This window comes from Pseudomonas sp. B14-6 (genome assembly GCF_013260315.1).
GTDB lineage: Bacteria > Pseudomonadota > Gammaproteobacteria > Pseudomonadales > Pseudomonadaceae > Aquipseudomonas > Aquipseudomonas mandelii.
In genome coordinates, this window is sequence record NZ_CP053929.1 from 3,474,776 (window position 1) to 3,486,141 (window position 11,366).

9 protein-coding genes and 4 tRNA genes are annotated in these 11,366 nt (G+C 58.9%); 4 read left to right on the forward strand and 9 right to left on the reverse strand.

Translation table 11 applies throughout. From position 1 onward, the window contains the following. Positions 1-112: 112 nt before the first annotated feature. From HP062_RS15890 to rluD, 7 genes are all read right to left on the reverse strand, one after another. Positions 113-189: transfer RNA gene (locus HP062_RS15890), tRNA-Pro, on the reverse strand. Positions 190-284: 95 nt separating this feature from the next. Then, positions 285-360 (reverse strand) — tRNA-Lys (locus HP062_RS15895). Between the two features lie 5 nt (positions 361-365). Further along, a tRNA-Pro gene (locus tag HP062_RS15900) sits at positions 366-442 on the reverse strand. 9 nt (positions 443-451) lie between these two features. Beyond that, positions 452-527: transfer RNA gene (locus tag HP062_RS15905), tRNA-Asn, on the reverse strand. A gap of 300 nt (positions 528-827) precedes the next feature. Then, positions 828-3,392 (reverse strand): ATP-dependent chaperone ClpB, encoded by a 2,565-nt coding sequence (gene clpB, locus HP062_RS15910; RefSeq protein WP_010467561.1) that lies wholly within the window; start codon positions 3,390-3,392, stop codon positions 828-830. 156 nt (positions 3,393-3,548) lie between these two features. Further along, positions 3,549-4,268, reverse strand: a complete 720-nt coding sequence (gene pgeF / locus HP062_RS15915) for a peptidoglycan editing factor PgeF (RefSeq protein ID WP_172791658.1) — start codon at positions 4,266-4,268, stop codon at positions 3,549-3,551. Then, positions 4,265-5,227, reverse strand: coding sequence for a 23S rRNA pseudouridine(1911/1915/1917) synthase RluD (gene rluD / locus HP062_RS15920; RefSeq protein WP_007942311.1), 963 nt, complete (start codon positions 5,225-5,227; stop codon positions 4,265-4,267). Before rluD ends, pgeF begins: the two co-directional genes overlap by 4 nt. Before the next feature lie 151 nt (positions 5,228-5,378). Between rluD and HP062_RS15925 the strand changes: the two genes are divergently transcribed. The 4 genes from HP062_RS15925 to HP062_RS15940 all read left to right on the forward strand — a co-directional run bounded on the left by HP062_RS15925 (position 5,379) and on the right by HP062_RS15940 (position 9,670). After that, positions 5,379-6,401 (forward strand): outer membrane protein assembly factor BamD, encoded by a 1,023-nt coding sequence (locus tag HP062_RS15925; RefSeq protein ID WP_010467556.1) that lies wholly within the window; start codon positions 5,379-5,381, stop codon positions 6,399-6,401. Between the two features lie 113 nt (positions 6,402-6,514). Continuing rightward, complete coding sequence (locus HP062_RS15930; RefSeq protein ID WP_094470587.1) at positions 6,515-6,748, forward strand: PP0621 family protein; 234 nt, start codon at positions 6,515-6,517, stop codon at positions 6,746-6,748. Next, the gene (locus HP062_RS15935) at positions 6,738-8,327 is read left to right on the forward strand and encodes a PAS domain-containing sensor histidine kinase (RefSeq protein ID WP_172792585.1); all 1,590 of its coding nucleotides are present in this window, start codon (positions 6,738-6,740) and stop codon (positions 8,325-8,327) included. Before HP062_RS15930 ends, HP062_RS15935 begins: the two co-directional genes overlap by 11 nt. 2 nt (positions 8,328-8,329) lie before the next feature. Next, entirely contained in the window at positions 8,330-9,670 is a 1,341-nt protein-coding gene (locus HP062_RS15940; RefSeq protein WP_010467552.1) for a sigma-54 dependent transcriptional regulator, read from the forward strand. 129 nt (positions 9,671-9,799) lie between these two features. Here HP062_RS15940 and thiO read toward each other — a convergent pair whose 3' ends face one another. Beyond that, positions 9,800-10,900, reverse strand: coding sequence for a glycine oxidase ThiO (gene thiO / locus HP062_RS15945; protein WP_172791659.1), 1,101 nt, complete (start codon positions 10,898-10,900; stop codon positions 9,800-9,802). A gap of 58 nt (positions 10,901-10,958) precedes the next feature. Further along, positions 10,959-11,360: a type IV pilin protein gene (locus tag HP062_RS15950; protein WP_077749389.1), complete on the reverse strand. Its 402-nt coding sequence runs from the start codon at positions 11,358-11,360 to the stop codon at positions 10,959-10,961. Positions 11,361-11,366 lie beyond the last annotated feature (6 nt).

Sequence of the window (11,366 nt, forward strand, 5' to 3'; positions counted from 1 at the left end):
CGGCTGGCGATTTACACCTGGAAGCGCTGCCCTGGAGTTATACGATAACTGAAGCGCTGTTTTTTGCAGACAAAAAAAATCCCCGTATCTTTCGATACGAGGATTTTTAATATGGTCGGGGTAAGGGGATTCGAACTCCTGACATCCTGCTCCCAAAGCAGGCGCGCTACCGGACTGCGCTATACCCCGGTAAAAAAAAGGCACCTTTTAAAGGCGCCTTCTGCGAACAGAGCTTTTGGCGTCTGATCTTAAGATCTGATCCCAGCGTTAACTGGTTTCAAAAATGGTGGGTCGTGTGGGATTCGAACCTACGACCAATTGGTTAAAAGCCAACTGCTCTACCAACTGAGCTAACGACCCAAAAATGGTCGGGGTAAGGGGATTCGAACTCCTGACATCCTGCTCCCAAAGCAGGCGCGCTACCGGACTGCGCTATACCCCGGTTTGAAATTGGCTCCGTGACCAGGACTCGAACCTGGGACCCAATGATTAACAGTCATTTGCTCTACCGACTGAGCTATCACGGAACTACATATTTCAATTACAACGTTTGACGCTTTGTTGCACTCTCTTCGACCCGTTCGCATCGCTGCGTTCGTGTGTCTGAGGCGCGCTATTCTACAATCTTAAGCACCTCTGTCAACCCCTTAAATTGCATTCAAGTTAATGATTTGCAACTTATTTCAGATTTCTGCTTGGGGAGCAGAAACCCTTACGGGCGACTTACTGCGGGGCGCACTTTACAAGCCTTTTCCTTTCAGTTCAACAACCTGACGAAAAAAAGGCCTCGCAATGCGAGGCCTTGTTTATTTCACCGCCGTGACGGGTCAGGCAAATACGATCTCGTCGTTCTCCACCTTGCCGACAGCCGTGTCGCCAGGCATGAATCGACCGGACAAAATCAGCTGTGCCAGCGGGTTCTCGATCCAGCGCTGAATCGCTCGTTTGAGCGGTCGTGCGCCGTACACCGGGTCGTAACCCACCGCGATCAGCTTGTCCATGGCCTCTGGACTCAGCTCCAGTTTCAACTCGCGCTCAGTCAGGCGACTGCGCAGACGACCCAACTGGATCTCGGTAATGCCCGCGATCTGATCCCGCGCCAACGGCTCGAAGATCACCACTTCGTCGACCCGGTTGATGAACTCCGGCCGGAAGTGCGTGGAAATCGCATCCATCACCGCCGCACGTTGCGCCTCTCGATCACCGACCAGTTCCTGGATCTGCACCGAGCCCAGGTTGGAGGTCATGACGATCACGGTGTTCTTGAAATCTACCGTGCGGCCATGGCTGTCGGTCAAGCGGCCATCTTCCAGCACTTGCAGCAAGATGTTGAACACATCCGGGTGGGCCTTCTCGACCTCGTCCAGGAGGATCACCGAGTAAGGCTTGCGACGCACCGCCTCGGTCAGGTAACCGCCCTCTTCATAGCCCACGTAGCCCGGTGGCGCACCGATCAGCCGGGCCACGGAATGTTTCTCCATGAACTCGGACATGTCGATCCGCACCATCGCCTCTTCCGTATCAAAGAGGAACTCGGCCAGCGCCTTGCACAGCTCGGTTTTACCGACACCGGTCGGGCCGAGGAACATGAACGAACCGCTCGGACGATTCGGGTCGGACAACCCGGCCCGGGAACGCCGCACAGCGTTGGAAACGGCGATCACCGCTTCGTCCTGACCAATCACACGCTGGTGCAACAGGCTTTCCATCTTCATCAGCTTGTCGCGCTCGCCTTCGAGCATTTTCGACACCGGAATGCCGGTCCACTTCGAGACGACTTCAGCGATTTCTTCTTCAGTCACCTTGCTGCGAAGCAACTGGTTTTCGCTTTTGCCATGCTGGTCGACCATTTGCAGGCTGCGCTCCAGGTCCGGGATCACCCCGTATTGCAGCTCGGCCATGCGGTTCAGATCACCTTTACGGCGCGCGGCTTCCAGTTCCTGACGGGACTGTTCGATTTTCTGCTGGATCTGCGCAGAACCCTGTACCTCGGCTTTTTCCGAGTTCCAGATTTCTTCGAGGTCCGAATACTCACGTTCGAGGCGAACGATTTCTTCCTGCAACTTCTCCAGACGTTTCTTCGCCGCGTCGTCGCTTTCTTTCTTCAGCGCCTGGGATTCCACCTTCAGCTGAATCAGACGGCGCTCCAGACGGTCGAGGACCTCCGGCTTGGAGTCGATCTCCATGCGGATACGGCTGGCCGCTTCGTCGATCAGGTCGATGGCCTTGTCCGGCAATTGACGGTCGGTAATGTAGCGATGGCTGAGCTTGGCTGCGGCAATGATGGCACCGTCGGTGATCGCGACTTTGTGGTGAACCTCATAACGCTCTTTGAGGCCCCGCAGAATCGCGATGGTGTCCTCTTCGCTCGGCTCGTCCACCAGGACTTTCTGGAAGCGCCGTTCGAGTGCCGCATCCTTCTCTATATATTGGCGGTACTCGTTCAGCGTGGTCGCACCAACGCAATGCAATTCGCCGCGTGCCAACGCAGGCTTGAGCATGTTGCCCGCGTCCATCGAGCCTTCGCCCTTACCGGCGCCGACCATGGTGTGCAGTTCGTCGATGAACAGAATGATCTGCCCTTCCTGCTTCGACAGCTCGTTGAGCAGCGATTTCAGGCGTTCTTCGAACTCGCCGCGGTACTTGGCACCGGCAATCAGCGACCCCATGTCCAGGGACAGCAGGCGCTTGCCCTTGAGACCGTCCGGCACTTCACCGTTGATGATGCGCTGGGCCAGGCCTTCGGCAATGGCGGTTTTACCCACGCCAGGCTCACCGATCAGCACCGGGTTGTTCTTGGTGCGACGTTGCAGGACCTGGATCGTCCGGCGAATTTCGTCGTCACGGCCGATCACCGGGTCGAGCTTGCCTTCTTCGGCACGCTTGGTCAGGTCGACGGTGTATTTATCCAGCGCCTGGCGCGACTCTTCGTGATTGGCGTCATTGACCGCTTCGCCACCACGCAGGTTAGTGATCGCGTTTTCGAGGGCTTTTTTGCTGACGCCCTGACCGAGCAGCAATTTGCCGAGCTTGCTGTTCTCGTCCATCGCGGCGAGCAACACCAGTTCACTGGAAATGAACTGATCGCCCTTCTGCTGGGCCAGGCGATCGGCCTGGTTAAGCAGGCGCGCCAGATCCTGCGACATGTTCACGTCGCCGGTCGGGTTCTGGATTTTCGGGAGCTGGTCGAGCTCTTTGGTCAGCTCTTTACGCAAGCTGTTGACGTCAAAACCGACCTGCATCAGCAGGGGCTTGATCGAACCACCCTGCTGTTCAAGCATGGCCTGCATCAAGTGCGCCGGCTCGATGCCGGGATGGTCAAGGCCGACGGCCAGCGATTGGGCGTCGGATAGAGCTAACTGCAATTTGCTGGTTAAACGATCTATGCGCATGGGTCACCTTCCTTTTGAGCAGGCCGGACCTATAAAACATCCTGAATGAAGAAACCTGCCAGATACCTCATTAGATGTGGTCGATTCTGGGAGATTCAAGCGTCTTGGAATTGATGTAGATCAGAGAAGTCTAGCGTTCGTACCCCAGACAGGGCACTACAGCCAGATAAGAGAGGCAAACCGACCCGTGCGTGGATTGCGGCGGTAAGAAAAGAAGCGAGGATCGGTCACGGTGCAGAAACCGCCACCATAAACAGCAGTGACACCGCGCACAGCAAGGCGCAAACGCGCCAGTTCGTAGATGTCGGCCATGAACTTGCCAGCGTTTTGGCTGAGCACAAAGGCTTTGGCCGCTTCGGGCAGTTGCTGGACGAAGGTCTCGCGCACTTCCGGGCCGACTTCAAAGGCTTGCGGGCCAATGGCCGGGCCCAGCCAGACCAGCACGTCTTCTGGAGGCACCGCCAGGCTGTCGAGCGTCGCTTCGAGCACACCTGCCGCCAATCCACGCCAACCGGCATGGGCCGCCGCGACGCGAGTACCGGCACGGTCACAAAATAGCGCTGGCAGGCAATCGGCGGTCATTGCCGCGCAGGCAATGCCGGGGGTTGTCGTCCAACTGGCATCAGCGGTTGCCGTGATGTTGGGGTCAGCATGGGCCACGGCAATGCCGTGAACCTGCTTTAACCAGGCCGGCTGAATAGAGAAATGATCGGTGAGGCGTCGGCGATTTTCGGCAACCGCTTCCGGGTTGTCGCCGACGTGATCGCCAAGGTTGAAGCTGTCGAACGGCGCCAGACTGACGCCGCCCGCACGGGTGGTAACGCAGGCTTTCACCCCGGCAGGCGCAGGCCAGTCGGGAATCAGCCAGTCACTCATCCGATGAACGCCTCGCGGTCTTGCTTGAGCAGCGTCAGCAACCAGACGAAATCATCCGGCAATGGCGATTCCCAGCTCATGCGTTTACCGGTGGTCGGGTGATCCAGCTCCAGGAACCGCGCATGCAGTGCCTGACGCGGGAACGCCTTCAACGATTCGACCATGGTCACACTGGCGGCCGGTGGAATGCGGAAGCGACCGCCGTAGGCAGGATCTCCGACCAACGGGTAGTTGATGTGGGCCATGTGCACGCGAATCTGGTGTGTACGACCGGTTTCCAGCTTCACCCGCACGTGCGTGTGAGAGCGGAAACGCTCAAGTACGCGGTAATGGCTGACGGCTTGCTTGCCCCCTTCCATCACGGCCATGCGCTGGCGTTGCTGGCCGTGACGACCGATCGGCGCATTGATCTTGCCGCCGGCCGTCACCACACCGATCACGATGCATTCGTAGATCCGGCTTACGCTACGGCTCTGCAATTGCGTGACAAGCTGTGTCTGCGCCTGAATGGTCTTGGCCACCACCATCAGACCGGTGGTGTCCTTGTCCAGGCGATGCACGATACCGGCGCGGGGCACATTGATAATGTCCGGCACGTGGTGCAGCAAGGCGTTGAGCAAGGTGCCATCCGCGTGACCGGCGGCAGGATGCACCACCAGGCCCGCAGGTTTGTTGATCACCAGGATGTCATCGTCTTCATAGACGATGTCCAGCTCGATGTCTTGAGCGATCCATTCGCCCTGAGCTTCCTGCTCGGCAGTCAGTTCAAGAATGGCGCCACCATGAACGATGTCTCGCGGGCGGATAACCGCCCCATCCACAGTCAGGCGGCCGTCTTTGATCCAGGCGGAAAGGCGCGAGCGCGAGTGCTCAGCGAATAATTGTGCGGCGACTTGATCGAGGCGTTGGCCGCCCAATTCGGACGGCACCTCTGCGCGAAGTTCAATTTTATCGGACATGCTCAGACTAGGCGTCGGCACAGCCTTTGGTTTCGGCTGCGCGCTTGTGGTTAAATACGGCGTCTTTTGCCCCGAGGCTATTCAACGGGGCGCTCATCATAACAGGACGGCCCCGCCCAAGACAGCGGCCGTCATAGGGACGCAAGCCGCCATGCAAGTGAAACACCTGCTGCTGATCGCCATCCTCGCATTGACCGCTGCTTGCTCATCGAAGGAAGTCGTAGACGAAAACCTTAGCGAAGTCGAGCTGTACCAGCAGGCTCAGACCGACCTGGACAACAATAGCTACACTGCCGCCACAGCCAAGCTGAAGGCGCTGGAGTCGCGTTATCCGTTCGGGCGCTACGCCGATCAGGCTCAACTCGAGCTGATCTACGCCAACTACAAGAACGCCGAGCCTGAGGCTGCGAAGTCTGCTGCCGAGCGTTTCATTCGTTTGCACCCACAGCATCCGAACGTGGATTACGCGTATTACCTCAAAGGCCTGACCTCCTTCGACCAGGACGTCGGCCTGTTGTCGCGCTTCCTGCCGCTGGACATGACCAAGCGTGACCCGGGTGCGGCCCGCGACTCGTACAACGAGTTCGCCCAGCTGACCAGCCGTTTCCCGAACAGCCGCTACTCGCCGGACGCCAAGCAGCGCATGATCTACCTGCGCAACCTGCTGGCGGCCTACGAGATTCACGTTGCCGACTATTACCTGACCCGTCAGGCCTATGTCGCCGCTGCGAACCGTGGCCGTTACGTAGTGGAAAACTTCCAGGAAACCCCTTCGGTCGGTGACGGCCTGGCGGTGATGACTGAAGCCTACCAACGTCTGCACCTGGACGACCTGGCAGCCACCAGCCTTGAAACCCTGAAGCTCAACTACCCGAACCACCCAAGCCTGGTAGACGGTCAGTTCAAGCCTTCGGTCGACGAAGCCGACAACCGTTCGTGGCTGAGCAAGGCCACCTTGGGCCTGATCGAATCCCGTCCTCCTCTGCCGCCGGGCGAAACCCGCGCCAACCAGGACGTGCAGAAGCAGTTCCAGGATGCCAAGGACGCGATTCCGAACGATCTGAAGCCTAAAGATGCAGATGGCGACGTGATCGAAGAAGAGGAACACGAGTCCGAAGCCAACAGCGAAGACCGCTCGTGGTTCAGCTACATGACCTTCGGCGTGTTCGACTGACACATCGGGTTATGCAAAAAGGGAGACTCTTGAGTCTCCCTTTTTTATTGCGCTGTGCGCAGGTCAGGTCCTTGGCTAAACTGCCTGCTCATTAGCCAATAAAGCAGCTCACCATGCTTCGTTTACTGTTCTGGATCGCCCTGATTGCCGCTGCGGTATGGTTCTGGCGCAAGTTCAAGGCTTCGACTTCCGCGCCCAGGTCCTCCGCCGAGCTGGATGCCGCACCGATGGTCCGCTGCGCGCATTGCGGCGTACACCTGCCCCGCGATCGCGCGCTGAGCCTTCAACAACAGTGGTATTGCAGCCAGGCTCACCTTGAGCAAGGCCCGGGCCCAAGTGGTCGCTGAGACGTCCACTCCCGGCGGCAAACAGGCACAGCGACTGCTGCGTCTTTACCATCTCTACCGTTTAAGCGTCGGCATCACCCTCGTACTGTTGATTTCCAGCAACATGGACAACCAGCTGCTGGCCTTCGCCCAGGATGACCTGCTGCGCAGTGGCAGTTGGTTGTACCTGGTGCTGAACATCCTGCTGGTGGTCTTTTGGCAGAACACCCGACGGCCGGCGCAGCTTTTCAGCCTCGCATTGGTCGATGTCCTTCTGCTGTGCGGTCTGTTCTATGCCGCGGGCGGTGTGGCCAGCGCCATCGGCAACCTGCTCATTGTCTCGGTGGCCATCAGCAACACCCTGTTGCGCGGGCGTATCGGCTTGTTGATCGCGGCGGTCGCCGCCCTTGGCATCGTCGGCCTTGGCTTCCTCCTGAGTTTCAGTCACCCGATCAGTCCCGGCGAGTACCTGCAAGTCGGCACTCTCGGCGCGCTGTGTTTTGCCGCGGCGTTGCTCGTGCAAGGTCTGATCAGGCGACTGGAAGTCAGCGAAAACCTCGCCGAACAGCGAGCCAGTGAAGTGCTTGGCCTGGAAGCGCTCAATGCGCTGATCCTGCACCGCATGCGCACGGGCATTCTGGTGCTGGACGACCAGCGGCGGGTGCGACTGGCCAATCAAAGCGCCTTGACCTTACTGGGGCAGAACGACCTCGATGGTCAGCTGATCGACGACTATTCGCCGGCCTTGGTCGAACGCCTTCAGCTGTGGTTCAACAATCCATCGCTGCGACCGCAAAGCCTGAAAATCGCCAGCAGTGGCATAGAACTGCAACCCAGCTTCATTGCGTTGGACCAAAGCCCGAACCACCACACCCTGGTATTTCTGGAGGACCTCGCCCAGATCGCTCAACAAGCGCAGCAACTGAAGCTCGCCGCACTCGGGCGCCTGACGGCGGGTATCGCCCATGAAATCCGCAATCCACTGGGCGCCGTTAGTCATGCCGCGCAGCTATTGCAGGAATCCGAGGAACTGAACGGCGCGGATCGGCGTCTGACGCAGATTATTCAAGACCACTCTCAGCGAATGAATCGGGTTATCGAAAACGTCCTGCAACTGTCCCGCCGCCAACAAACCGTACCGCAACGGCTCGATCTGAAGCCGTGGCTGGAGCATTTCGTCGCCGAAACCCGTGAAGGCGCGACCGATCGCCAGTTGATTCACCTGCACATCGGCCCAGGCGACTTCAAAACCCTGATGGACCCGAATCAGCTGACTCAGATTCTCGACAATCTGTTGCGCAATGCCTGGCGCCATAGCGCCCTGAATCACGACCTGGCGCAGGCCTGGCTCGAGTTGTTTGTCGAGCCCAACAGCCAGTTGCCGACGCTCGAAGTCCGGGACAACGGCCCCGGCGTGGCGCCGGACCAACAGACGCATTTGTTCGAACCGTTCTTCACCACCAGTAGCCAGGGTACAGGCCTGGGGCTTTATCTGTCCCGTGAGCTGTGCGAAAGCAACCAGGCCCGCCTAGACTTCAAACCACGCCAAGGCGGCGGCTGCTTTCGCATCACTTTTGCTCACGGACGGAAACAAAGTTGAACATGAGCCCACGGCCAAAAGTCCTGATCGTCGACGACGAACCGGATATCCGCGAACTACTGGAAATCACCCTGGGACGGATGAAACTCGATACCTACAGTGCCCGCAACCTTGGCGAAGCCCAAGCCTTGTTGATGCGCGAGACATTCGACCTGTGCCTGACCGACATGCGCCTGCCCGACGGCACCGGCCTTGAGTTGGTGCAGTACATCCAGCAACGTTACCCACACGTGCCGGTGGCGATGATCACCGCTTACGGCAGCCTCGAAACAGCGATCAACGCCCTCAAGGCAGGGGCTTTCGACTTCCTGACCAAGCCGGTTGACCTGACGCGCCTGCGCGAACTGGTCACCAGCGCCCTGCGCTTGCCGGCACCGGGTGGCGCCAGTACCGCCATCGATCGCCGGTTGCTGGGCGATTCACTGCCCATGCGCAACCTGCGCAAACAAATCGACAAACTCGCACGCAGTCAGGCCCCGGTGTACATCAGCGGCGAATCCGGCAGTGGCAAGGAATTGGTCGCCCGACTGATCCACGAGCAGGGCCCGCGGGCTAATCAACCGTTCGTCCCGGTCAATTGCGGGGCAATTCCGTCAGAGTTGATGGAGAGTGAATTCTTCGGCCATCGCAAAGGCAGTTTCAGCGGCGCCATCGAAGACAAACCAGGGCTGTTCCAGGCCGCCCACGGCGGCACACTGTTTCTCGACGAAGTGGCCGATCTGCCCTTGGCGATGCAGGTCAAACTGCTCCGAGCCATTCAGGAGAAAGCCATTCGCAGTGTCGGCGGTCAGCAAGAAATGGTGGTTGATGTCCGCATCCTTTGTGCCACCCACAAAGACCTCGATGCCGAAGTCACCGCCGAACGCTTTCGCCAGGATTTGTACTACCGGTTGAACGTGATCGAACTGCGCGTCCCCCCTTTGCGCGAGCGCCGCGACGACATCGAACCGCTGGCCAGCCATGTGCTCAAGCGCCTGGCGGCCGGCAGCGGTCAACCCGCCGCAAAACTCCATCCACTCGCCCTGGATGCGCTGAAAAGTTACCGTTTTCCGGGCAACGTACGGGAGCTGGAGAACGTGCTGGAGCGGGCTTACACCCTGTGTGAGGACAAACAGATTGAAGCCAGCGACCTGCGACTGGCCGAAGGTAACTGCACGGCAGAGAGCGGCGTGCCGGACCTGACGCAAATCGATAACCTGGAAGATTATCTGGAAAACGTCGAACGCAAACTCATCCTCCAGGCACTGGAGGAAACCCGCTGGAACCGCACGGCGGCGGCTCAGCGGTTGAATCTTTCATTCAGATCGATGCGATATCGGCTCAAGAAATTGGGTCTGGATTGAGGGCTCCTTCGCGGGCAAGCCTCGCTCCTACAGGGGGTGTGTCGTTCGCAAGTGTATTGAACGACTCAAACCTGTAGGAGCGAGGCTTGCCCGCGAAAGCGATCTGGCAGGCAATAAAGAATCTTGCTGTCAGATCCGCCCGGTCGGCGCATACGGCGCAGGATCAATAATCGGCGCCCTGCCCAACATCACATCCGCAAACAACTGACACGACGCCGGCGCCAGCACCAGCCCGTTACGGTAATGCCCGCAGTTGAGCCAAAGTCCATCGAACCCCGGCACTCGGCCAATGTAGGGAATACCCTCCGGCGAACCCGGGCGCAATCCAGCCCAATGCCCCACCACTTCGGCCTCTGCCAGCGCAGGAATCAACTCTACCGCTGATGCCTTCAGACTCTCCAGCGCCGAGTCGGTCGGCGTCTTGTCGTAGCCTTCATGCTCCAGCGTACTGCCTATCAGAATGTGTCCATCGCGCCGGGGAATCGCATAACGCCCCTTGGCCAGCACCATGCTCGGCAGGAAGTCCGCCGCGCACTTGTAAAGAATCATCTGCCCTTTGACCGGCTCGACCGGCAACTCAAGGTCCAGACTCTTGAGCAAGTCACCACTCCAGGCGCCAGCCGTCAGGACCACCTGATCACCGTGTATGGAGCCCACCGAAGTCTGCACGCCGACAACCCTGTCGCCTTCGCGAATAAACCCGCTGACTTCGCACTGCTCACGAATCGTCACGTTCGGCAGCGCCAACAATGCAGCCTTCAGGGACTTTACCAGCCGTGGATTACGCACGTTGGCCACATCAGCCATATAGATCGCCCGGGAAAACCCGGGGCCCAGCACTGGTACGGCATCGTGTGCCGCCGAGATATCCACAGCCCGCAACGGACGGTTTTCCCGCTCGGCCCAGGCCAACGCCTCGGCCTCGTCATCCAGATCCAGCCAGTAAAGGCCGGTGGTATGCACTTCGGGATCAACCCCGGTTGCGGCGAACAGTCGCTCACCGAGCTGCGGATAAAAATCCTGGGACCAATGCGCCAACGCGGTGACTGCCGGACTGTAGCGCCATGGATAGAGCGGGGAAACAATCCCGCCACCGGCCCATGACGATTCCTGCCCCACGCTCGAACGATCCAGCAACACAACACTTTGCACTTCGGATGCGAGATTGAACGCCGTCAGCAGCCCAATCACGCCGCCGCCGACAATCACCACTTGCTGTTGCCTGCTCATGTTCTGATCCAACCGGTAAATAGACAGAGGGCGCAAAAAAGTCGCCCGAAAAAGGAACTCAGCGACCCCAGCAATCTTTGGTCGCCAACCCGGACGTCGCATTGACCATGCTTCTGACGCCGGTGTTGGTGAGGGTGAAATCCCCGCACTTGTCAGTCGCCATTGCAGCGCCGGTCTTGCGCGTTGCCGTCAACAAAAAGGTTTGATCGGTCAGGGTCGGGGTGATGGTGTAAAAATCGTTGCCGGCGCTCAGTCCGGTGGCAGCGGTATAGACATTGTTCTTCGAGTAGAACCGCTCAAGGATCTGTGCCTGCTCGGAGAGCAGCCCGGCCACTTCGGTGCGGCGGCCCTTTTTCACGTACTCGGTGAGGCTCGGGGCACCAATGGTGATGACGATCCCGATGATCGCAATCACGATCATGATTTCGATCAGGGTGAAACCTCGGTTGGATCTACGCATTCCTTC